This window comes from [Empedobacter] haloabium (assembly GCA_008011715.2).
Lineage (GTDB): Bacteria > Pseudomonadota > Gammaproteobacteria > Burkholderiales > Burkholderiaceae_D > Rugamonas > Rugamonas haloabia.
Genome location: CP136508.1, coordinates 5,769,146 through 5,792,497 on the forward strand (window position 1 = coordinate 5,769,146; position 23,352 = coordinate 5,792,497).

The following is a 23,352-nucleotide window of genomic DNA, read 5'->3' on the forward strand; positions in this document are numbered from 1 at the left end:
GTTGCCGTACCGCACTGACCTTGACGTAGTCGAGGTCAGCGGTAAATCTTTCTGGATAGCATCGACAGGGTTACCTCCATGCCGAGCTGTCCATGCCCATTTCCGCCGCTCCGTTATCGCTGCGCAGCCTGTCGGCCTTCCTGGCCGTGGGCGCACTGTGCACGCTCGTCCAGTACGGCGCGATGGGGTTGCTGGTTCTGGCCGGCATGCCTGCCGTGGCCGCGTCCGCCACGGGCTTCGCCGGCAGCGCCGGCCTGAACTACGCACTCAACCGCCGTGCCACGTTCGGCAGCGACCGCCCGCACCGCACCGCCATGCCGCGCTTTGTCGCCGTCGCGCTGATGGGCTTGCTACTGAATACGTTGTTGCTGACCTTGCTGACCGGCGCCGGCCTTGCCGTCATCCCCGCCCAACTGCTGACCACCACAGGAGTGATCGCATGGAATTACTGCATCCATGGCGCCTGGACCTTCCGCCGCAGGTAAGGGACAAGCCCGTCCTCAGCCTGGTGCTGCCCTGCTATAACGAGCAGGACGTGCTGCCGGAAACCACGCGCCGGCTGGTCGCGTTGCTGGCGGCGCTGGATGCCGCCGGCAGCATCGGTCCGGGCAGCGCCATCTATTACGTGGACGACGGCAGCCTTGACGCCACCTGGCGCCTGATCGGCGAATACGCGGCCGTGTCGCCGGCGGTCTGCGGCATCAAGCTGAGTCGCAATCGCGGCCACCAGAACGCGCTGCTGTGCGGGCTGATGACGGTGCCGGGCGACGTCGTGATCAGCCTCGATGCCGACCTGCAGGACGACCTCGACGCCATTCCGAGGATGCTGGCCGAGTACCGCGCCGGCTGCGAGATCGTCTACGGCGTGCGCCGCCGGCGCGACAGCGACCGTTTCCTCAAGCGCGTGACGGCGGAGGCGTATTACCGGCTCCTGGCCGGGATGCGCGTGCAGGTGCAGTTCAACCATGCCGATTTCCGCCTGATGAGCCGGCGCGCGCTGGAAGCGCTGCGCGGCTATGACGAGACCCACCTGTTCCTGCGCGGCCTGGTGCCACAGCTGGGCTATCGCACGGCTGTCGTGGAATTCGAGCGCGCGGCGCGCTTCGCCGGGACGTCGAAATACCCGCTCAGCAAGATGCTGGCGCTGGCGTGGCAGGGCGTGACCTCGTTTACCGCCTATCCGTTGCGGCTGATCACCGGCGTCGGCGCGCTGGTATCGCTGGGCAGCCTGCTGCTGGCGACCTGGGCGCTGGGCATCCGCCTGTTGACCGGGCAGGCCGTGCCGGGCTGGGCGTCCTCCGTGATTCCGATGTACCTGCTGGGCGGCGTGCAACTGCTCAGCCTTGGCGTCATCGGCGAGTATCTCGCCAAAGTGTACGAATCCACCAAGCGCCGGCCCCGCTACCACGTCGAAAGCGTGTGCGGCAGCCGCTTCGAGCGGGAGGCCCCGTGAACGGCCTGCCCGCCTGCGCCAGCGCCTGTTCCGCGCTCGTCTACTTCCTGGCCAGCGACGGCATCCGCAACCACGTATTGCTGCTGCGCCGGGCCTGGCTGCTGCTGCTGGGGCACCTGGCGTGAGCAGCGTTGCCGCACTGTTCGTGCTGCTGGCCTGCGCCTGGCTCGCTTTGCGGCTGGCGCCCGCCCTGTGCGCCGGCGCCGATGCGCTGACGCGCGCGCTGGTGCTGGTGCTGCTGGCCGCCGTCTCGTTTTTCCTCGCCTTCCATCTGCTGGGCGCGGCCCAGCTGCTGTGGGGCGTACGGATCGTCACGGTGAACCATGCGGCGGTTCTGCTGGGCGCTGCCGCGCTGGCCGTCGCCTGGCTGCCGCGCCAGCCCCACCGCATCGCGCCGGCATGGCCGCGCCAACTGCCCGGCATCGTGCCACGGGCAACTGCCGCCGTGTTCGCACTGACGGCCGCCATGCTCGTCTGCGGCTTTCCGCAAGGTTATGAAGTGCTGGCCTACCACCTGCCCGCGGCCGTGGCGATCCTGCAGACGCACAGCCTGCAGGCCTGGGACGGCAGCTTCCCTCACACCTTCCCGGCAAACGCCAGCGTGCTGGCTGCCTTCCTGCTGGCAGCCGTGCCCGAGCGCCTCGTCAGCGCCATGAATATCGTGCCGCTGGTGCCGCTGGCGCTGGCGACCTATGGCCTGTGCCGCCTGGCCGGCGCCGACCGTCGCGCCGCGCTGCTGGCCACCTGTGGCCTGCTCAGCGTGCCGATGGTCGCGTTTTCGGTGGCCGAACCCAGCGCCGACATCGGCGGCCTGGCCTTTATCGCGCTGGCATTGTATTGCGCGCTGTGCCGCAACCTGCCGCGCAACACCGCCCCGGTGCTGGCGGGCCTGGCGGCCGGGCTGGCGTTCGGTTTCAAGAGCCTGCACCTGATCGGGGCGGCGCTGGTCGGCCTGCTGGTCTGCGCCAGGCATGGGCGCAACGGTCCGGTGCGCCAAGCGATGCTGTACGGGCTGGCGTTGCTGCTGATGACCGGCTTCTGGCTGGCGCGCAATGCGCTCGCCCATGGCAATCCCTTGTATCCCGTGGTGCCGCCGCTGCTGGGTACGTGGCTGGGCTGGCGGCCCGCGGCGGACGTCGATTTCGCGCTGCGCCACGCCACCCAGTTCGAATGGGTGACGAGCCCGGCGCAATGGTTGATCTACCCATGGCAGGAACCGCACCGCTGGGACCAGAACTTCAAGCACAGCGCGGGGCTGGGCGCGTTTGTCGCGGCGGCCTTGCCGGGCACGGCGCTGGCATTGGGCGGGGCGCTGCTGCGCGACGGCTGGCGCGGCCATGGCGTACGGCTGGCATTGCTGCTGGTGGCGGCCGGCGTCATGGCCGCATGGTGGCTGCTGGACGATCGCCAGCCCCGCTACGCGCTGGCGGCGCTGCCGTGTTTTGCCGCCCTCGCGGCATGGTCCGTCACCCAGGCGCAGGGACGCTGGCGCCTCCTGTTCGATGCCGTGCTGGGACTGTGCGTACTGGCGATGCTGGCCGTGTTCCTGTCGCGCCAGGGCTTGGCGTTTGCCGACCGCGTGGTACTGGCACGCCAGACCAGCCGTGCCGAATTCTACGAATATCCGCCGTTGGTGGACCGCTTGCCTGCGGGCGCCGTGATCCTGAACCTGGCCGACCGCAGCCGCCACTATCCGCTGGCGGGTGCCGCGCTGGGGAACCGTATCGTCAGCATGCCGGCGGGGCGCCGCCTGCTGGGCCTGCCGCCCAGCCTGACGGCGCCGGCCGCGGCAACGCTGCAGGGCGCCGTGCTGCGCGCCACCGGCATCACGCACGTCTACGCGGCCGGAGTACGGCTGAGCCATGACGGCGCCATGCGGCTCGTGGCCGTTGCGCGCCTGGACCGCAATCCCGTCAACGGCCACGCGCTGGCCCGGGCGCGCGTGTTGTATCGCGTGGAATACCTGCCGTCAGTCCTTCAAGACAATGGTCAACAGGGCGATCGAATCGCTTTCCGCCCGCAACGCGTGGGCGGCGCCGCCTTCCAGGTACAGCATCTCGCCGCCATGCAGCACGACGGTGCGGCCGTGCGCGTCGACGGCGATGGCGCCGGACAGGCATTGCAGCGTGACCTGGCCCTTGACCCAGTGTTCGGGCATCGTCTTGCCGGCTGGCAGCACCAGCCGGATCAGTTCCAGCTCATCGGTCTTGGCGAGGGCGATCGATGAGAACTGCTTCATGTCCTCGCCGCTGCGTTGCAGGGCAATCACTTGTCCGGACGATGCGTGTTGTAAAGCCATGGAGCGCTCCTTATCGGGGGTTTCTGGGATATCTCATCTTAGCAGTCCAGCGCCGGCGGCGACGCGCGCGCCGGCCGCAAGCGGACGCGACAAATAACGGAAAAGTGCGACACTGAAGTCACTGGCACGCACCGACCGGCATCATTTTTTTGGAGCACTGGTCATGAATGGATTCCTCAACATGCGCCGCGGACAGCGGCGCCAAGCGACCGAGCCGGAGCTCGTCGTTACCCAGGAGCGGCGCAAGAACCGCTTCGACCGCCGCAGCTTCATCAAGCTCGTCACGGCCGGTGCCAGCAGCGTCGTGCTGGAAGCCTGCGGCGGCGGCAGCGGCGGCGCGGCGGGCGAAGGCGGCACGGTCACCTCGCCCCTGCCGGTCACCACGCCGACGTCGCCCAGCCTGCCGGTCTGGAGCCCGATTCCGCCGCTGACCTTCGTGCAGGGCGTGCCGTCGAGCATCAGCATCGCCGGCTACGTCAGCAACGCCACCAATGCCACGCTGGCATTGATCGCCGGCACCTTGCCGCCGGGCGTCACGTTCAACGCGGCCAAGCGCTCGTTCGACTACGACGGCAGCGGCGCCGTCACCAGTGCCGACGGCTTCGTCCTCTCCGCCCGGGTGTAGGCCATGGCCCAGACCTCATCCGCCCCGTTCTCGATCCGCATCGAGCCGGCCGGCCGCGACATCGTCAAATTCCGCCTGTCTTCCGCCAGCGGCGGCACCGACCTGCCGTTCGCGCTGGGCCAGGCCTTCCGCCAGGGCCACGTGCCGGCCGGGTCGAGTCTCGCGGCCAACGTCGGCAGCGTCCAGGTCACGCCGAAAAACACCTGGCCGGACGGCTCGCTGAAATTCGCCATCGTGGCCGGCCGCGCGACGCTGTCCGCCGGCAGCGAACTGACGATCACACTGCGCCAGGCACCCGCCGCATCCTCCGTGGGCCTGACGACCGCCGCGCTGCGCGGCACGGGCGTGACCGCCAGCATCGGCGCCGGCAGCTATGGCAGCGCCAGCTGGGCCGATGGCGACTGGGACACGCCGCTGCGGCGCTGGATCGAAGGCCCGCAAATGAGCTCGTGGATCTACCGCAAGCCGGTCGGCAGCGACCCCCACCTGGTCGCCTGGCTGGAGGTACGCTTGTTCGCCGGCGGCGCCGTGGAAGTGCTGCCGTGGATCGAGAACGGCTACATCAACCTGCCCGGCCAGAGCAACCGCAACGCCCAGTTCACGTTCGCGCTGAACGGCAGCCAGCGCTTCGCCGCCACGATCGACCTGCCGCACCACTGCCGCACGGTGCTGGTCGCGGACAGCACGTTCAGCTACTGGACCGGCGCCGGCGGCGACGTCATCGCCAGCCACGACAAGGCCTACCTGCAATCGACCGGCCTGGTGCCCGCCTACCGCGCCCGGGTGCCGGCGAACGCGCCGCTGTGGGGCACGCTGGCGCAGACCTATACACCCCTGCAGCGCGGCAACTACGCGCCGGCGATGGGCCAGGGCGGCTACCAGAGCGCCATCGGCATCCTGCCCGAGTGGGACGTGCTGTATCTCGCCAGCGAGGACCGGCGCGCCCTGCCCGGCCTGATCGTGAACGCCTACAGCGCCGGGCGCTATCCGATCCACTACCGCGACGAAGGCACGCAACAGCCGCTGCGCTTCTCGGCTTACCCGAACCTGGTAGTCAACGGCGCCAGCGCCATCGACAACTCGGGTGCCTCGAGCAAGAACCAGTACACGCCGGTGCCCAGCGGCACGGTGCCGCCCAGCTGGGATTCACCGCACCATCCGTCGATCGGCTTCTTCCCCTACCTGCTGACGGGACGCTTCTACTTCCTCGAACAGGTGCAGTTCGCCGCCACCGCCAACTACCTGAAGAACACCGACCAGACCCGCCAGTTCTCGGCCGGCGTGCTCCTGACCAATGCGGGGGCCAACACCACGCGTGGCGCCGCCTGGGCGTTGCGCACGCTCGGCCAGGCCTGGACGGTGACGCCGGACGGCGACCCGCTGCAGGCCGAGTTCCTGGCCTCGCTGGCCGCCAACGTGGCGTACTACCACGGCCAGTACGTGGCCAAGCCGAACAACCCGCAGGGCTTCGTCTGGCCCTACTCCAGCTACACCGGCGGCTTCTGGTCGGAAGCCACCTGGATGCAGGACTTCTTCACCGCCTGCACCGGCTACCTGATCGACCTGGTGCCGCCGCTGCCGGGCGCCGGCACCACGCAGCTGGCGGCGTTCTTCGCCTGGAAGGCCAGGAGCATCGTGGGCCGCTTCGGCGGCACGGCGCCGACCGACTACCTGTTCAGCGACGCGGCCCAGTACACGATCGCCGTGGCCCCAAGCGACCGCGCCGATTTCGCCGGCGGCACGGGGCCGTGGTATGCCAACTGGGGCGAGGTGTACCAGGCCACGCTGGGCAAGCCCAACCCCGGCGTCGCGGGGCCGCTGCGCGGCGCCTATTATCCCGAGCCCACCAGCTACTGGGCCAACCTGCAGCCGGCGCTGGCCTATGCGGTGCAGCACAACGTGCCGGGCGCGCGCGAGGCCTATGGCCGCATGACGGGCGCGCCGAACTGGAACGATTTCGTCAACGCCGTCAACAACGCCCCCGTGTGGAGCGTGATGCCGCGCCCGACCTGAGGAGCACAGCATGGCACAGGTATCCTCCGCCCCGTTCGGCATCCGCATCGTGCCGAACAACCAGCCCGCCGGCGTGCCGGCGTGGGTGCCGCCACCCGGCTATTTTGCCGACGTGCCGATGAAGAACATGCCGCAGGACGTGACGCCGGCGCTGTACCGCTCGATCGGCGACGCGATGGACAACCCCTTCACGGTATGGGGCGGCAGCGCCATCCTGCGCGACTACAGCAGCCTCGGGGCCCAGGTCTATTATTCCGGCGGTCATGAGGCGACGACGTCGCTGCCGAACGTGCAGTTCTCGCTGATCTGCGATTTCTCGACCTTGACGTGGAGCGTGGCCAACGTGCCCACCAGCGCCAATATCGCGACGACCTTCGTCAACGGCTATGCACCGGACGATACGCCCTACACGCCGCATACCTACCTGGGCCTGCAGGAGCTGCCGCGTGCCTGGGGCGGTGGCGTGCGCGGCTCGCTGATGTCGTTCTTCTGGGCCGGCAGCCCCTACGAGAACCGCATCAACGTGCTGGACGTGGCCCAGCTCAATTACGGCTACAGCCGCTTCGTCACGCGCCAGCCGCAGAACGCCGACCCGACCCGCATCCGCTTCACCGCCAGCGACGCCTCGCGCGGCACCTACCCGATCACGGTGATGGACGACGTGCGGCAGGGCTGGTGGGTCGCCACCAACGGCAGTGCCCACTACACGCTGTTCGTCAGCCGCACCGGCGACATCACGCAGTATCCCGCCCTGGGCGGCAACCTCGCCAACGGCGCCCTGGTGCTGTGCAACCGCCTGAACCTGCTGATCGCGCTGGACGGCGGCTATTCGTCCGGCCCCTACGCCGGCACGGCGTATCGCCGCATGTACATCCGCAACCTGGAAACGGGCGCGATGACGACGATCAGCACGGCCGGCACGGTGCCGTCGCTGACGCACGGCTACGACGGCGGCGGCACCAATTTCCACCGCCTCGACTCGCTGGGCCTGCAATGGGTCGATGAACTGGGCTGCATCGTCGGGCTGGACCAGACGGTGGCGCCGCCGGTCATCGTCAAGCTGACGCCACCGGCGAGCGATCCGGCCAGCGCGGCATGGACGTGGGAACGCGTGCCGCTGCAACACTGGCCCAACGACAGCGGCGGCCAGGCGCAATTGCAGGCGGCGCAGAACAATATCTGGTCGAAGTTCCGCTGGGTGCCTTCGCTGCATGCGTTCGTGTACGGGACGGCCAAGAACCGGCGGCCGCAGGTCGTCAAGCTGTAGTGGCCGCCCCCCATGGTGTCAGGCACCTATCTGAGGGTCGGAGACCCTCAGATAGGTGCCCGACACCGGTGTTTCTCACAAGCCGCTGGCGACATCGGACCCATGGTGTCAGGCACCTGATTGCAGGTCTCCGACCTGCAATCAGGTGCCTGACACCGATGGGTTTCCACCGTCCCGGCCCAACAACTCGGCAATCGCTCCATCGAGCTTCGTGAAATCGATCGGCTTGGTAAAGTGCGCATCGAACCCGGCCTCCCTGGCCGCCTGCTTGTCGCTGTCCTGCCCCCACCCCGTCACGGCGATCAGCACGATGCCGCGCCCCCACGGCGCTGCTCGCACCCGCCGGGCCAGTTCGTAGCCGTCCATGTCCGGCAGGCCGATATCGACCAGCGCGCAGTCGGGCAGGCCCTGCTCCAGCGCGGCCAGGCCGGCCATGCCCGTATGCGCGCCCTGCACCGCATGGCCCAGCATGTCCAGCGCCATCACCAGCGTCTCGCAGGCGTCCACGTTGTCGTCGATGACGAGCAGGCGCGCCTTGCCGCCGGCCACACGCGCCTCCGGCACAGGCACGGCCTCCTCGGGCTGCGCCAGCGGCAAGGTGACCTCGAACACGCTGCCGTGCCCCAGTCCCGCGCTGCGGGCGCTGACGCTGCCGCCGTGCAGCGCCGTCAGTCCCTTGACCAGCGCCAGCCCGATGCCCAGGCCGCCGGTCGAGCGCTCCAGCGGCGGATGCAGCTGCGAGAACATGTCGAAGATGCGCTCCAGCTGTTCGGGCGGGATGCCGGCACCCGTATCCGACACCTCGATGACGGCATTGCCATCGCGCGCGCTGGCGGACAGGCCGATCGAGCCGCCTTCGGGCGTGAACTTGCTGGCGTTGTTGAGCAGGTTGCAGACGATCTGCGTCAGCCGGGTGCGGTCGCCGTGCACCGTCAACGTTTCGGCGCATTGCGCGATCGTCAGCTTCTGCCGCGCCGCCGTCACCGCCGGCAGCACCGCCTCGGCGGCGGCGGCCAGGATGTCGGCCAGCGCCAGCGGCTCGCTACGTAGCACCAGCTTGCCTTGCGTGATGCGCGACACCTCCAGCAAATCGTCGACCAGGTGCGTCAATTGCGCCAGCTGGCGCTGCAGCACGTCCTGGCTCCAGTGCCACAACTCCGCATCGGCGGGGCGCAGGCGCAGCACCTCCAGCACGTTGGCAATCGGTGCCAGCGGGTTGCGCAGCTCGTGCGCCAGGGTGGCGATGAATTCGTCCTTGCGGCGGTGCTCGCGCGCCAGCTCCTCGTTCAGCTGGCGCTGTCCCGCCTCGGCCGTGCGGGCGCGCTGGCGCGTGTCGAGCAGCTCGCGTTCGTACTTCTTGCGGTCCGCCGTCACCATCGCGCCGATGTCGTCGAAGCACTCGCCGTCCTGCTCGCGGCGCAGCGCGTTCAGCAGCATCGGCACGCGGCGCCCGTCCCGGTGCAGCAGGTCGAACTGCACCTCCGCGATGGAGCCCTGCATCTGCAGCAGCGGCAGCCAGTGGGTCTGGTGGAACAGCCGTGCGCCGGCCGGCAGCAGGTCGACGAAGCGCTTGGCTTCCAGTTCGTCGCGGCGGTAGCCGAGCCAGTCGCAGAACGTTTCGTTGGCGCGCACGACGATGCCGGCACCGTCGGCCCGCAGCAGCCCGCAGGGGGCGCGCAGCCACAGCTCGTCCGGCGCGCCGTCGTGCATCAGGCCACCCTGTCCATGAAGCCGCGGATGGCGGCGATGCTCGCTTCCGGCGCGCTCAGGTGCGGGCAATGGCCCGTATTGTCGATCAGGACGTACTGGCTGCCGGGAATGGCGCGGTGGATGTATTCGCCCACGGCCACGGGCGCGACGAAATCGTCGCTGCATTGCAGGACCAGGGTCGGCACCCGGCTGTGGGCCAGGTCGGCGCGGTGGTCGGACAGGAACGTGACGCGGGCGAAATGGCGCGCGATGTCCGGGTCGGTGCGGCAAAAGCTGTTGGTCAGCTCGTCGCGCAGGTGCGGCTGGTCGGGCGCGCCCATGATCTGCGGCGCCACCGCGCTGGACCAGCCCAGGTAATTGCTCTCCATCGTATCCAGCAGGTCCTCGATGTCGGCGCGGCTAAAGCCGCCGCGGTAGCCGGCATCATCGTCGATGTAGCAGGCCGACGGCCCCACCATCACCTGGGCGGCGAACAGATCCGGCGCCTGGTTGGTGGCCAGCAGCCCGATCATCGCGCTGACCGAATGGCCGATCACCGTGACCGGCCCTGTCGCCACTTGCCGCACGATCGCCAGCAGGTCGTCGGCATGGCCGTGCAGCGTGTCGTAGCGGTCGCGGTCGTAGGCGGCCAGGTCGGATTTGCCGCAGCCCGTCAGGTCATACAGGATCACCGTGTGCGTCGCCGCGAACGCGGGCACGAGGAAGCGCCACATGTTCTGGTCACAGCCGAAGCCGTGCAGGAAGACCAGGGCGGGACCGGTACCGAGAACGTTGATGTTGTGCTTCTGGTGCAGGGTCATGGCGCGAGCTGAATGGTGTCGGCTGGGATTGACATTTTAACAGTCAATCCAGCCGCCCGTTCAGTGCAGCCGGATGGGTGCGACGACCGTTTCCTCGCCTACCTCGATGGCGGCCTGTTCGAACGTCGGCGGGCCGAAGCGGCCGGCGGCATCGCGGCTGAAGCCGTAGTTTTCGCTGGGGATGCCCAAGAGGTTGCGGTCGAGCTTGCCGTTGCCGTTCTCGTCCTGGAAGGCCAGCACGGCCCAGGTGCCGGGCGGGACGTTCGGCACCGTCACCGTCGTGGTACCGGGCGTCGCGGCGACGGACGCGCTATACGCGCACTCCTTCAGGAAGCGCTCGCGGTCGCACACCGCCACGTTCACTTTCCCTTTCGGCCCGACGGCCGAGACCCGCACCTCGATGCCGGCGGCCTGCGCCAGCGTGGATGCCAGCAGCAGCGCGGCCGCCAGCACTGCCTTGCAAGGTACAACCATGTGTTCTCCTTCACGTTAGCGGGACACGCCTGTCGTGCGCACCGGGCGCGTGTGCTAGGCTTTTGCCCATGTTATCGAATGCCCTCATCGTCGTCGCCACCATCGTCCTGATGGAGCTGTTTTCCATCGTCGCCCACAAGTACATCATGCATGGCTTCGGGTGGGGGTGGCACCGCTCGCACCACGAACCGCGCACGGGCTGGTTCGAGAAAAACGACCTGTACGCCGTCGTGTTTGCCGGCGTCGCCATCGCCCTCATCTACGCCGGCACGCGCGGCCACCATCCGCTCGAATGGATCGGTGCCGGCATGACCGCCTACGGCTTCCTGTATTTCGTCGCGCACGACGGCCTGGTACACCGGCGCTGGCCGTTCACCTACACGCCGCGCCAGGGCTACCTGAAGCGGCTGTACCAGGCGCACCGGCTGCATCACGCGGTGGCGGGCAAGGATGGCGCCGTGTCGTTCGGCTTCCTGTACGCGCCACCGGTGGCCACGCTCAAGCGCCAGCTGCGCGAGCGGCATCCGGCACCTCTGCGGCCGCGCCGGGACGCCGCCACAGATCGCCCGGCCGTGCCGCCGGCCGTTGAAGACGCGAGATAAGCGCGCGCACGCCGCCTTTCGCCAGCAGCCACAGTTTCGTTGCCTTCGACGTGCCGACGCGCTCGTCCCAGGCATTGGGACCGCGCCGCTTCACCTCGATGCCGATCTGGCGGTAGACGTAGCGCGCCGTGGCAATCGCCCAGGCCGACCGCAGCGGCAGCGCGGCCAGGCCGGCGGCGGCCGAAGCGTAGTACGGTTCGGCGTGATCGACCAGCCGCGCCGCCACTTGCGCCAGCGCGGCGCGATGGCGCGGCAGCGCCACCTCATCGGGTGGGATGCCGGCCGCGCGCAGCCACTCGGCCGGCAGGTAGCAGCGCCCCATGCCCGCATCCTCGACGATGTCACGCGCGATGTTGGTCAGCTGGAACGCCAGCCCCAGGTCGCAGGCACGGTCCAGCACCGCTGGCCGCTGCACGCCCATGATCGATGCCATCATCAGCCCGACCACGCCGGCCACGTGGTAGCAGTAGCGCAGCGTGTCGTCGATGGTCTCGTAGCGCACGTCGGCCACGTCCATGGCGAAGCCGGCCAGGTGATCGAAGGCGAACTCGCGCGGCATCTGGTGGCGCAGCGCCACTTCCTGGAACGCGGCAAAGGCCGGGTCTGCCATCGCCGCGCCCGTGTAGGCACGGCTCGTCTGCTCGCGCAGCGCGGCCAGGGCCTGCTGGGCGTCCGCCTGCGACGGCGCCGCCTCCTTATTAAAACCCAGCTCCTGGCCATCGACCAAGTCGTCGCAATGGCGGCACCACGCATACAGCATCAGCACGCTGCGCCGCGTCGGCGGCGCGAACAGGCGGGCGGCGGCCGCAAAGCTTTTCGAGCCAACGTTGATGGTGTCGGTGGCGTGCCGCAGCAGGGTCGCGTCGCTCATGACGCCTCCGCCAGCATCAGCCCCGCCGTGGCCTTGGCCGAACCGATCACGCCCGGCACGCCGGCGCCCGGATGCGTGCCGGCGCCGACCAGGTACAGGTTGGCCAGTTCGCTGTCGCGATTGTGCGGCCGGAACCAGGCGCTCTGCGTCAGGATCGGCTCCAGCGAAAACGCCGAGCCCAGGTGGGCATTCAATTCGTCGCGGAAGTCCAGCGGCGTGAAAATGCGGCTGGTGACGAGCTGGCTGCGCAGCCCCGGCATGTAGCGCTGCTCCAGGTAGTCGAAGATGCGGTCGCGGTAGCGCGGGCCTTCGACCGCCCAGTCGATCGGCGCGTTGCCCAGGTGCGGCACGGGCGCCAGCACGTAATGACTGCCGCAGCCGGGCGGCGCCAGCGACGGGTCGGTCACGCAGGGCGCGTGCAGGTACAGCGAAAAATCGTCGGCCAGGCTGTCGCCCTTGAAAATGTCCTGGATCAGTTCCCGGTAGCGCGGGCCGAAGCACACCGTGTGGTGCTGCAGCTGGGCGTGATGGCGGTCCAGGCCAAAATACAGCACGAACAGCGAGTTGGAAAAGCGCTTTTTCTGCAGGGCCTTGCCTTGCGCGGCGCCGCGCGGGTGCTGGCCCAGCAGCTTGTCGTAGGTATGCACCACGTCCGCGTTCGAGGCCACCGCGTCGGCCTCGAACACGCGGCCGTTCTCCAGCCGCACGCCGCTGACGCGGCCGTCGCGCGTATCGATCGCCGCCACCGGGGCATTGAGCTCGATGCGCCCGCCGATGTCCTGGAACAGCCGCACCAGGCCGTTCACCAGGGCGCCGGTGCCGCCGCGCGGGAACCACACGCCCCAGCGCCGCTCCAGCGCGTGGATCAGCGTGTAGATCGACGAGGTGGCGAACGGATTGCCGCCGACCAGCAGCGAGTGGAACGAGAAGGCCTGGCGCAGGTGCTCGTCGGCGATGAAGCGCGAGACGATGCCGTACACGCTCTTCCACGCTTCCAGCCTAGCCAGCTGCGGGCCGGCGCTGATCATGTCGCGGAACGACAGGAACGGCACGGCGCCCAGTTTCAAATAGCCTTCGTCGAACACGGCCTTCGAGTAGGCCAGAAAACGCTGGTAGCCCGCCACGTCGGCCGGATTGCGCGCGTGGATTTGCCGGTCCAGCGCCTCCTGGTCGTTGGCATAGTCGAAGTGGCTGCCGTCCTCCCAGCACAGCCGGTAGAACGGCGCCACCGGCAGCATCTCGACGTAGTCGCTCATCTTCCTGCCGGCCACGGCGAACAGCTCCTCGATGGCGGAAGGGTCGGTGATGACGGTGGGCCCGGCGTCGAAGGTGAAGCCCTGGTCTTCGTAGACGTAGGCGCGGCCGCCGGGTTTGTCGCGCTTTTCCAGCAGCGTGGTCTGCACGCCCTGGGCCTGCAGGCGGATGGCCAGTGCAAGGCCGCCAAAGCCGGCGCCGATGACGACGGCACGTTTCATCTGTTTCATTGCGATTTCCTGATCTGGCTGGGGTGGAACTGACGGGCCGCCGCCACGGCCTCCCACACGGGCACGGGCGGCTTGCCGGACACCAGGCGGGCCTTGTCGCCCAGGCGCAAATGGCCGGCATAGAAGCGGGCGACCAGCGGCGCCGGCAAGCGGTAGAAGCGCTGCATGACGCGCCAGCGGTCGTCCGGCCGGCCCGCCAGGAACAGCATGCGGTTGAGCAGCCGGAAGAAGCGCTGGCCGCGCCAGGCGCGCTGCGCTTCGGCGCGGATCGCGTCGAACAGCGCGGGCGCGCGCAGGTCCGGCAGCGCGGCGATACGATCGGCCAGCCGTACCGCATGCGGCAGCGAGTAGCCCGTGGTCGGATGGAACAGGCCGGCGCGCAGGCCGCTGCACGGCTGGCCCGCCAGCGCGGCCCAGTAGCGCTCGAAGTCGCCGGCCAGCACGATGGGCAGCGCGCCCCGTTCCTCGCGCAGCACTTCGGCGATCTGCCAGCCGCGCGCCTGGGCGTATGCCGCGATATTGGCTTGCAGCCGCTCGGGCGGCACGACGGCGGTGTCGACGTAATGGGTATCCTCGATCAGCACGCGGTCCGGCCCGAACGGCAACAGGTAGACGAAGCGGTAGCCGCCCTGCTGCGCCACGGTCGCATCCATGATCACCGGCGCCGCCAGCCCATGGGGAGCGGCCAGCCTGACTTCATGCCCGAGGAAGGTTTGCCAGCCCAGCGCCAGGTGCGGGCTGGCCTGCATGCCGCGCCCATCGATCACGGCGCCGGCGCGCAGGATGGTGCCGTCGGCCAGGCGCACCGACGTCGGCTTCAGCGCGCTGACGGTAACACCGGTGCGCAACGCTGGCCCCAGCGCGGCGCCGATCACCTCGGCGAAGCGGTCGGAGGCGATGCTGGCATAGCCGCCGTCCAGCGTGCGATCCAGGTCCGGGAAAGCCACGTCATAGCGCGGCCAGCGCGCCGTGACCAGCGGTGCTAGCCAGGTGCGCTGCGCCGCATCGACGTCGCTGTCGTGGAACGACCAGGTGTGATTGCCGCCCAGCCGCTCGCCCTGCTCCAGCAGCAGGATGCGCAGGTCCGGGCGCGTGCTGTGCAGGCGCCAGGCGATCAGCCCGTTGGCCAGGCCGCCGCCGGCCAGGATGATGTCGTAGTCGGTCATGCCGTGACAGGCTGCGGTTGGCGCAGTCGCAGGGTGGTCTCGACGATATCGGCGGCGCGGCGCGTGCCGCCGGCGCTCTCGACATCGGCCGCCAGCGCTGCGAGCCGCGGCGTGAACGATGCGTCGTCCAGCAAGCGGCGCAGCAGTCGCGCGATGCCGCTGGCGCCGGTCCATCGCGCCGACGCGCGCAGGCCGATGCCGGCGTGGCAGATGCGCGCCGCCGCGCCGGGCTGGTCGAAGGCGATCGGCAGCGCCAGGATCGGCGTGCGCGCGGCAATGGCATCCATCACCGTGTTCGAGCCGGCGTGCGAGACCACGGCGTCGGCGCGGGCCAGCGCTTCCAGCTGCGGCGCGAACGCGCATACCCAGGTGGCGCCAGCGTCGCGCAACGCGGCGCCCTGCCGCGCGGTCAAGCCGCCGCAGTGCGCCACCAGCAGTTGCACGTCCAGCTCGCGGCACGCCCGCGCGATGCGGCGGAACAGGCCGAAACGGTGGCCCTGCATGGTGCCGAGCGACGCGAACACGAACGGCTTGCCGGGATCGGTCGGCGGCAGCGGCGGATGCTTGACAGCGGCGCTCGCCGCATGGCGCAGTGGCCCGACGTGGTGGAAGCAGGCTGGCGCCTGGCGCCGCGGGAAGTCGAACGATGCCGTCGTCTGGCTGATCTGCGCCAGGTCCGACAGGCACTCGTGCAGCATGCCGCGCACCGGAATGCCGAGCCGGCGCGCCTCGGCCTCGATGACGCGCCGGTGCGGCGCCATCAGCCAGTCGTACACGCGCGTGCTGCCCTCGACCATGCGCAAGGAGCGCTCGTCCTCGCCCCAGCCGAACGGCATCACGGGCAGCGGCAGGCCCGGTTCGCGGTTCACCGGCAGCGCGCAGGCGACGGAAATCAGGGGCAGGCCAAGCGCTTCCGCGACCAGGCCGCCGGCCGCCTCCATCTGGTCGCCCAGAATGGCGTCGATGCGCAGGGTGGCGAGCGCGGCAGGCAGCTCGCGGCACAGCATGGCGGTCGTTTGCGCCATGTCGTCGATGACGCGGCGCAGTCCGAGCGGCCCGCCCGGGTTGGCGGCGCGGCGCAGCATCGCATCGAGCGAACCGGGTGGATGGGTGGCGGCGCCGACGGCATGAAAGCCGATGCGCTGGTCGTCCAGGTAGGTGGCGGCATCGGGACGGTGCAGGAACGTGACGCGGTGGCCCCGTTCGATCAGTTCGACGGCCAAGGCCGCCAGCGCGTTGACGTGGCTGTAGAACGCGGGGGCGACCACGCCGAAATGCGCCATGGCGTCCTCTCAGTGCGCTTCGAGGCAGGCGCCCGCGCGCGCCAGCGGCAGCCGTTCCGGTGCCAGGCGGATGCCGCCGCGCTCCGTGTCGAACAAGCCCTGGACGAAACGGCGCGTGCCCTGGGCATTGCCGACGGCAGCGGCCAGGTGGCGCTCGGCCTCGCGCAGGTAGGCGGCCAGGCGGCGCTGCGCCTCGTCGGAACCCAAGGTGTTGATCAGGGTGGCCTTGCCGACGTCCTTGCCCGTGTCCTTGCCGGTGACGGCGCTGTCGCCGCTGTCCTGGAAATCGTCGCGGATCTGGAACGCGTGACCGGCCGCCAGCGCGAAGGCGCGCAGCGAGTGCGCGACGTCATCTCCCGCCTCCGCCACGATGGCCGCCATCTCGACGGCCACGCCCAGCAGCACGCCCGTCTTCAGCTCGTTGGTGGTCGCGATCTCGTCGGCGGAACGCTGGCCGCCGCGCAGGTCCTGGAACTGGCCGCGCACCAGGCCCTGCGTACCGATCGTCTGCGACAAAGTGCAGACGAGCCGCGTGCGCACGGCGGAGGGTATCGACTCGGCCGATGACAGCACGCAGAACGCGCGGCTGAGCAGGCCGATGGCGGCCAGGATGGCGACGTCCTCGCCGAACTGCACGTGCACGGCTGGGCGGCCGCGGCGCAGCATGGCGTTGTCCATGCACGGCATGTCGTCGAGGACGAGCGAGGCCGCATGCACCATCTCGACGGCGCAGGCGACGTCGATCAGCCCGGGCGAGGTGCAGCCCAGGTCGCGCGCCACCAGCATCAGCAGCAGTGGGCGCATGCGCTTGCCGCTGCCCAGCGCGGCCGCGCGCATGGCGTTCGCCAGCAAGTCGCCATCGTCGCCGCCCTCGGCCAGCAAGGCCTCGATACGTTCGTCGACCTCCTGGCGCACGAACGGGAGCTCCGCCGCGGTGCCGTCGTGCTTGATCAGGTCGACCCGGTTGAGCCGCCGCGTCTGTGTCGCCATGCCATTCCTTCCGCCGAGATCGGTGAAAAAGTGATAACCCTCCAGTCGATGATACCGAAACCATTTTGAGAATTGGTTACGCGTTCAACCGTGCGCGCGAAGTTTGCATGACTTTCGGCCAATGTGAACTGTGCTGGGCGGTGCAATGGCGGTTCAGCCCAGGCACAGCCTGGCTGGCGGCTTGCAAGGTGCCGAACAGAAATAGGGGAATTGCTTACAAATTCGCGGCAGAAGAGGTAACGTTTTCCGAAATTCGATGGCGCAACCGTCGGTACCATGCGCCCTGCGGTTCCAAACTAAACCATAGGGAATGTCATATGAAACAAGTCACCATCGCCGCGCTTGCGGCCATCGCGCTGTCCGCCTGCGCCAGCCGCCCTGAAAGCATCGCGGCTTCCTACGTCTCGCATGAAAAATACGCCGGCAACGACTGCACGCAGCTGTCCACTTACCTGTCGGACGCGCGCTCGCAGTTGCAGAAGGTGTCGGCCATGCAGGATTCGAAGGCCAATATGGATGCGGCGACCGTGTTTTTCGTGCTGGTGCCGGCCAGTAAGCTGAGCGGGGATCATGCGGCCGACGTGGCGAAGCTGAAGGGCGAAGTGGAAGCGATCGAAACGGCGCAGGTCAAGCGCGGGTGCAAGGTCGCACGCCTGACCTGACGTGACAATGCGTCTGCCCCCAGTGGACGAGCGCGCGCGGGCAAGGCCGTGCCGTCCATGGCCGGGAAAAGCCGTCAACGCGGGCCGCGTACCTTGTCCTGCGCGATCAGCCGGGCCAACGGGGACTCCGGGCCCACCGCTTCCACATAAACGATGCGCTCGATCGGAACGCTCAGCGTGGTCGGCCCGTGCCAATCGTTCTTCTGCCGGCTGACCACCCGGTTGCCCGGCTGGCCATTCGGCAGCGTGTAGGGCTGCACATAATACACCTCCACCAGTTCGAGGTAGCCCCGTTCCTGCCTGCGCAGGACGCCGTAGAACATCTGCCCGTTCTGCAGTTGCACGGCATAGGTAGCCCCTGCGGTACCAGGCGCGAACGGCACGCGCAGCTGCCACCACCACGCGGCGCCTGCCAGCGCCAGCAATGCTGCCACTGCCAGGGCTCCCAGCAGCAACGGCCATCCTGGCGGCCGTGCCCGCGCTGACACGGCCGCTCCTGTGTTCGCCCCGGCGGCGGTCTCGAACGCGAGATCGGGCCGGGCGCTCATGCTGGCTCCCCGCTGCCGCGCCGGCGCATGAACACGACGGTAAGGCCCGCCAGCAGCAGCATCCACGTGCCCGGTTCCGGAATGGCCGCCACGCCGATCGCGTACTCGAAGCCGAACCCACCAGGCTCGGTCATCGTGAAGCCGGCCGAGACCAGCAGATCCTGGTTGCCCGCACCCAGCATGCCCAGCACGAGGGCGCGGTCGGCGAAGAACGACTGGGCTTCGGCAACGGTGGTAAAGGTCTGCGAGAACACCTGCGCTCCGTGGCTGCGCACGATCAGTTCCAGTTCCGTGAACCCGGCCGCAGCCGACACGGAGCCCAGCAGGCCCAGCGTCAGGTGGCCCGCCACTCCCGTCGCGAACACGAAGTTCGCCGCCGTGACATACGTGTAGGGCGTGCCCGCGACAGCTTCGGTGCCATAGCTGCTGGCCATCGTGCCAATGCCCATCACCTGGCTGCCGGCCAGCGCGGCGGCTACCGTCGGCGCATCCGCCAGCACGTCGCCAACCGTACCGGCAGTGGGTGCGGCCAGGGCATACGACAGGGCCTGGTAGCCCGACGCCGGCCCCATCAAGCCGTAAGCGGCGCCGCCCACGTTGGCGGACGTGGCCGTGCGCACCGTGCCGCCGGCAGGCGCGGCGGCCTGGGTCTGGACCGTCATCCCGGCCGCACCGGTCGAATTGCTGAGCGAGTTGGCCGCGCCATATTCGCCGTTCGACGTGGCGTGGGCGTGGTTGCTGGCCGCGCCTTGCGCCCAGGACCGGGCAGTGGCATCGGCCTGCAGACCGCTGGCCTCGGCGCTTGCCAGGCTGCTGCCGAACGCCGTGCTGGAGCGCGCTTCGACCAGCGCCGATGCACTGCCCAGCACTGCTCCGGCACCGCCGTAGGCTGCCCCCTTCGCGTTCGCTGCGCCGGCGGAGGTGGCCCGGCTGACGGCATCGGCCCGGCCACCGTCAGCCAGGCCGAGGTAGCCGGCACCGCCACGTGCCGAGACCGTGCTATCCGCCCCGATCGCGGACTCGACCGAGCCACGGACGCGGGCGTCGCCCCCCATGCCGTGAGCGCCCGCGGCACTGTCGCCCCCTGCCCCGCCAACGGCAAAGACGCTGCCGCCGGCGCCGGTCGATGGCGACAGCAGCGCCAGCACCGCTTCCGCCGCGCCGCCAGCACCGGCCGAGGCCGAGCCCGCCCCCTGGCCACCGGAGCCGCCGTAGGCACCGACGGTGGCTCCCAGGAAGTAGGCGGCATCGCTGTCGGAGACCGTCAGGTGGGAACTGGCCAGCCCGCCGGTGGCGCCAAAGCCATCCTCGCTGCCGCCGCCGATGCCGCCGAAGCTGTTCTGCTCCAGCGTGAGCACGCCGCCACTGCGGCCGCTGACCGCATCGGTCAGCACTGCCGCCCCGCCGAGACCGCCCGCGGCCCCCTGCTGCCCGAAGCCGCCCGTGCCCCCCGTGGCACGGGCGCTGACGGCAACCGACTCGCCGCCGCCGATGCCGCGGGCGACAGCGCCGGCAGCGCCACCGGCACCGGCCTGGTAGCCGCTGCCGCTGGCATTGCCGCCGGCACCGCCGGTCGCCATCGCATGACTGGAAATGGCGCCGTTACTGCCGCCGGTACTGATGGCCGTGCTGTTGGCCTGGCCCTGCCCGCCCCGGGCACCGTTACCGGACAAATGGCTGCCGCCGTTGCCGCCAAACCCCTGCGCCGTGGCATCCATCGAACGCTGCGCCGAAGCATGAATCGTGGCCGTGCCCAGCGCACCGGCGCTGGCCGTGCCGACGCCCGCCGGGCCACCGCCGCCGCCCGCGTTGCCGCCAGCGCCGCCGGTCGCCGTCGCGGCCAGCGACACGCCCTCCGCGCCGCTGTTGACGAGCGTTAGCGTGACATCGGCAACACCGGCGGCGCCGGCCTTGCCGTCATCGCTGTCGCCACCGCGCCCGCCCCGGCCGCTCAGGCTGATCGACAAGGCACCGCTGGTACTGCCTGCGGCGCTGTCGAGCAGCGTCAGCCCGCGCCCGGCCCCGCCATCCGCGCCACTGCGGCCCGCTCCGCCATCGCCCCCGACGACGGCAGCGGCAAGGACCAGATTACCTGCCCCCGTGGCACTGACGGCGGTGGTCGCCGCGCCGCCAGCGCCGCCGCGGTTGCCACGGCCCGAGCCTTCGGCCCCGTTGCCGCCGCGGGCGCTGCCCAGCAGCTCCATGGCGCCGGGATAGCGCAACGTGCCGCTGGCCCTGGACGTGGCCGCGCCACCGTCGGCGCCATTGCCGCTGCTGCGGCCGGTACCGGCGTGGCCCCCCTGGGCGCCGACCGAGCCATACATGCTGTCCATGCCGGCGATCGTCAGCGTGGCATCGGCGTTGCCGCCGGCGCCAGCCCGGCCCGGCACGTCACCCAGGGCCAACTGGCTGCCGCCTTGGCCGCCGTAGGCAACGCTGGTGCCGCGCGCGCCCGTGTCGGATGCGGACAGCGTCAGCACGGTACTGGCGTCGCCCCCTGCTCCCGCCTGACCTGCGCCGGTGCCGCCGCCATTGCCGCCGGTCGCCACGACCGTGCCGTCCAGCCGCGTCATGACCGTGCTGGCCGTGTGCTCGGCCCGCGCCGTACCGCCGTTGCCGCCGGGGCCGGTGGACGTGGTGGCGCCGCCATGGCCGCCGCGCGCATCCAGCGCTACCTGCAGCGCGCTCGTCATGCCAGGGTCGGCAAGGGTGAGTCGCGACAACGCGGCGCCGCCCACGCCGCCACTGCCCGCATAGGCCGCACCACCGTTGCCGCCGATGGCGCTCTGGCCCAGATAGAGCCTGCCGCTGGTGTTGCCGCTGACGGCATCGATCGCGCTGGACGCCGCGCCCGCGCCCCCGGCACCGGCTGTGATGCGCCGCACCTCGCCGCCCTCGCCGCCGCGCTGGGTGACCGTCACCGACAGCAGGCTGTCGCTGGAGCCGGTCGAGCTGCCGGTCGCCCTGGCCGTGGCTTGCCCACCAGCACCGCCGCCGCCCGCGTCACCCCGCCCGCCCCGGCCGCCCACGGCCTCGGCCTCGATATTGACGAGGGCGCCGGCGCCGCTGCCGCTGGCGACGGCTTGCGCCGTGCCACCCTGAGCCCCGGCAACGCCACGGCCGCCGATGCCGCCGATGGCCAGCCCGACGATAGTGAGCGTGCCGCTGCCCGCCGTGCCGTCGACGGATGCCTCGGCGTTGCCGCCGCCGGCTGCCGTGCCGCTGAGGCTATCGCCGCCGTCGCCACCGATTGCCCTGCTGGCCAGCTCCAGGCGCGCGGCCGTCGTATCCGCCAGGGTCAAGACACTGCGCGCCAGGCCGGCGCTGCCGCCGGCACCACTGTCGCTGGTACCGCCGCGGCCGCCGGTAGCGATCTGATCCAGCGAAAGCGTGCCGTGGCTGCTGCCGCTGACGGCGTTCACCAGCTCGGAAGCCCCGCCGGCACCGCCTTGCGCATCGGCATACGCCAGCCCGCCCGCGCCGCCACCCTGCGTGACGCCGACGCGCAGGTCGCCGCCGGTGGCGCTGCCGGTGGCGGTTGCCAGTGCCAGGCCGCCGGCACCCGCGACCCTGCCCGTGCCAACGGCGCTGCCGCCCTCGCCGCCCGTGGCGGACGCATGCAGGATGGATGCCTCGGTGCCGTTCGCAGCGCCGCCGATGTGGCTGGTGGCGCCGCCACCTGCGGCGCCGTTGCCGTCACCACTGCCCCCGCCCTGGCCGCCCTGGGCTAGCATGCTGCCGGCGACCGCCGCGCCGCTCAGGTACCCGGAGGCCGTTGCCATGCCGCCCGCGCCACCGGCCAGGTTCCCGCTGGCGATGCCGCCGTTGCCGCCGGTGGCACTGGCATTGCCGGTCACGGCGCCGAGGCCTCGAATCGTCGAGTTGACGCGGGCCATGCCGCCGTTGCCCGCTACCGGGCCGCCACCGCCGTTGCCGCCCTGGGCGCCGACGAAGCCCTGCAGCGGAGCGCCGGCGACCGTCGAACTGAGCTGCAAGTGACTGTCGGCAGCGCCACCTTGCCCACCCAGCGTCGTGCCCGAGCCGGCGTCACCGCCCCGTGCACTCAGGTAGACATCCAGCGTGCTTGCCGTGCCATCGGCCAGTGTCAGCGCGCTGCCCGCATTCCCGCCCGCACCGCCGGGACCGCCCGCGCCTCCCATGGCGCCACTGCCGTCGGGACTGTGGCCGCCGGCCCCGCCGAATGCCTGCTGCGACAGCGTCAGCGCCCCTGACGTGCTGCCGCTGACCTGGTCGGCCATGATGCTCGCTGCGCCGGCCGTGCCGAGACCGCCGCGCGCATCGCCGCCGTCGCCACCGGTCTGGTGCGCGCCCACGCGCACGGCGCCGATGGTCGAATGGCCACTGGCGACCGCCCGGGCCAACCCGGCCGCACCGGCGCTCGCGCCGACGCCCATCGCGCCGCCGGCCCTGCCGCCGACGGCGACGGCTTCGGCCGTCACGTCGGCATCGCCGTTGCCGCGCGCTTCGGCCAGCGCATTGGCGGCGCCGCCGCTGCCGCCCGCGGCGCCCGCGCCCGTTGCCGCGCCTGCACCGGCGGCACCGGGAATGCCCGCGCTGCCGCCCCAGCCGCCCGCGGCATGGGCAACCGCCGCGGCGGCGCCGGACGCGGGTTGTGCCATGGCGGTCGCGTTCGCGGCACCGCCGGCACCGCCAGCGCCGGCTGCACCACCGTTCTGGCCGGCGTTGCCCGCGGCACCGTCGCCGCCCTGGCCGCCGGCGCCCCCACGGGCATCGGCCGAGTTCAGGGGGCTGTTATCGGGCCCCGCGACCGCCACGGCGGGCTGCCCGGGACCGCCCGCCGTGCCAGGCGCGCCGGGGACGGCCCCGGGCGTTCCCGGCGTGCCGGGCGCACCGGTCGTTTCCACCGCATAGGCCTCGCTGATGGCCAGGGAAAGCAGCAGCGGCACCAGCCGCCGCGCGCAGATCTTGACGGGACGCAGGCAGGAAGACGAGTACATGGCGAACCCCTTCTGGTTGAGCTATACCGTGACATGCCATATGTGGTGGGACCACCACAGCCCTGGGAAGCCACGCCGATGCCGGGGCCGGCCAGATTGCGCCAGCCTTGCAAACATGCTATCCAC

Annotated in this window: 19 protein-coding genes; 8 read left to right on the plus strand and 11 right to left on the minus strand. The window is 70.5% G+C overall.

The features are described from left to right. The first annotated feature begins 92 nt into the window (after positions 1–92). Genes E7V67_025090 through E7V67_025100 form a run of 3 tightly spaced genes read left to right on the plus strand, consistent with a single transcriptional unit; the run spans position 93 to position 1,578 of the window. Positions 93–485 (plus strand): GtrA family protein, encoded by a 393-nt coding sequence (locus tag E7V67_025090; protein ID WUR12927.1) that lies wholly within the window; start codon positions 93–95, stop codon positions 483–485. Continuing rightward, positions 440–1,453, plus strand: a complete 1,014-nt coding sequence (locus E7V67_025095) for a glycosyltransferase family 2 protein (protein ID WUR12928.1) — start codon at positions 440–442, stop codon at positions 1,451–1,453. Before E7V67_025090 ends, E7V67_025095 begins: the two co-directional genes overlap by 46 nt. Further along, complete coding sequence (locus E7V67_025100) at positions 1,450–1,578, plus strand: hypothetical protein (protein ID WUR12929.1); 129 nt, start codon at positions 1,450–1,452, stop codon at positions 1,576–1,578. The genes E7V67_025095 and E7V67_025100 overlap by 4 nt, the downstream gene beginning before the upstream one ends. A 1,844-nt stretch (positions 1,579–3,422) precedes the next feature. Here E7V67_025100 and E7V67_025105 read toward each other — a convergent pair. Next, positions 3,423–3,752, minus strand: coding sequence for a cupin domain-containing protein (locus E7V67_025105; GenBank protein WUR12930.1), 330 nt, complete (start codon positions 3,750–3,752; stop codon positions 3,423–3,425). 163 nt (positions 3,753–3,915) lie between these two features. Here E7V67_025105 and E7V67_025110 point away from each other — a divergent pair, with 163 nt between their 5' ends. The 3 genes from E7V67_025110 to E7V67_025120 are packed head-to-tail and all read left to right on the plus strand — an operon-like array spanning position 3,916 to position 7,657. Then, entirely contained in the window at positions 3,916–4,377 is a 462-nt protein-coding gene (locus tag E7V67_025110) for a hypothetical protein (GenBank protein ID WUR12931.1), read from the plus strand. 3 nt (positions 4,378–4,380) lie between these two features. Then, entirely contained in the window at positions 4,381–6,390 is a 2,010-nt protein-coding gene (locus E7V67_025115; protein WUR12932.1) for a hypothetical protein, read from the plus strand. Positions 6,391–6,400: 10 nt separating this feature from the next. After that, positions 6,401–7,657 (plus strand): hypothetical protein, encoded by a 1,257-nt coding sequence (locus E7V67_025120; protein WUR12933.1) that lies wholly within the window; start codon positions 6,401–6,403, stop codon positions 7,655–7,657. A 141-nt stretch (positions 7,658–7,798) separates the two neighbouring features. Here the strand turns inward: E7V67_025120 and E7V67_025125 are convergent, their stop codons facing one another. From E7V67_025125 to E7V67_025135, 3 genes are read right to left on the minus strand one after another with little or no spacing between them, the layout of a single operon-like run. Continuing rightward, positions 7,799–9,367, minus strand: coding sequence for an ATP-binding protein (locus E7V67_025125; GenBank protein WUR12934.1), 1,569 nt, complete (start codon positions 9,365–9,367; stop codon positions 7,799–7,801). Continuing rightward, on the minus strand, positions 9,367–10,167 hold the full coding sequence (locus E7V67_025130; GenBank protein WUR12935.1) for an alpha/beta hydrolase: 801 nt from the start codon (positions 10,165–10,167) through the stop codon (positions 9,367–9,369). The genes E7V67_025125 and E7V67_025130 overlap by 1 nt, the downstream gene beginning before the upstream one ends. A gap of 60 nt (positions 10,168–10,227) precedes the next feature. After that, positions 10,228–10,641 carry a DUF2141 domain-containing protein gene (locus E7V67_025135; protein WUR12936.1) on the minus strand — a complete coding sequence of 138 codons (414 nt, stop codon included), beginning with the start codon at positions 10,639–10,641 and terminating at the stop codon, positions 10,228–10,230. Between the two features lie 68 nt (positions 10,642–10,709). Here E7V67_025135 and E7V67_025140 point away from each other — a divergent pair, with 68 nt between their 5' ends. Beyond that, entirely contained in the window at positions 10,710–11,243 is a 534-nt protein-coding gene (locus tag E7V67_025140) for a sterol desaturase family protein (GenBank protein ID WUR12937.1), read from the plus strand. On the opposite strand, the gene crtB is transcribed toward E7V67_025140, so the two are convergent. The 5 genes from crtB to E7V67_025165 are packed head-to-tail and all read right to left on the minus strand — an operon-like array spanning position 11,140 to position 17,037. Beyond that, entirely contained in the window at positions 11,140–12,114 is a 975-nt protein-coding gene (crtB, locus tag E7V67_025145) for a 15-cis-phytoene synthase CrtB (protein ID WUR12938.1), read from the minus strand. The genes E7V67_025140 and crtB overlap by 104 nt on opposite strands. Further along, on the minus strand, positions 12,111–13,598 hold the full coding sequence (locus E7V67_025150) for a phytoene desaturase (GenBank protein WUR12939.1): 1,488 nt from the start codon (positions 13,596–13,598) through the stop codon (positions 12,111–12,113). The genes crtB and E7V67_025150 overlap by 4 nt, the downstream gene beginning before the upstream one ends. After that, a complete protein-coding gene (gene crtY, locus E7V67_025155) occupies positions 13,595–14,764 on the minus strand; it encodes a lycopene beta-cyclase CrtY (protein WUR12940.1) in 1,170 nt (389 codons plus the stop codon). The genes E7V67_025150 and crtY overlap by 4 nt, the downstream gene beginning before the upstream one ends. After that, complete coding sequence (locus E7V67_025160) at positions 14,761–16,047, minus strand: glycosyltransferase (protein WUR12941.1); 1,287 nt, start codon at positions 16,045–16,047, stop codon at positions 14,761–14,763. Before E7V67_025160 ends, crtY begins: the two co-directional genes overlap by 4 nt. Before the next feature lie 9 nt (positions 16,048–16,056). Further along, positions 16,057–17,037 carry a polyprenyl synthetase family protein gene (locus E7V67_025165; GenBank protein WUR12942.1) on the minus strand — a complete coding sequence of 327 codons (981 nt, stop codon included), beginning with the start codon at positions 17,035–17,037 and terminating at the stop codon, positions 16,057–16,059. A gap of 317 nt (positions 17,038–17,354) precedes the next feature. On the opposite strand from E7V67_025165, the gene E7V67_025170 reads away from it, so the two are divergent. Continuing rightward, entirely contained in the window at positions 17,355–17,699 is a 345-nt protein-coding gene (locus E7V67_025170) for a hypothetical protein (GenBank protein ID WUR12943.1), read from the plus strand. Between the two features lie 74 nt (positions 17,700–17,773). On the opposite strand, the gene E7V67_025175 is transcribed toward E7V67_025170, so the two are convergent. Then, on the minus strand, positions 17,774–18,133 hold the full coding sequence (locus E7V67_025175; GenBank protein ID WUR12944.1) for a hypothetical protein: 360 nt from the start codon (positions 18,131–18,133) through the stop codon (positions 17,774–17,776). Between the two features lie 110 nt (positions 18,134–18,243). Next, positions 18,244–23,226 (minus strand): PEP-CTERM sorting domain-containing protein, encoded by a 4,983-nt coding sequence (locus E7V67_025180; GenBank protein WUR12945.1) that lies wholly within the window; start codon positions 23,224–23,226, stop codon positions 18,244–18,246. Between the last annotated feature and the right edge of the window lie 126 nt (positions 23,227–23,352).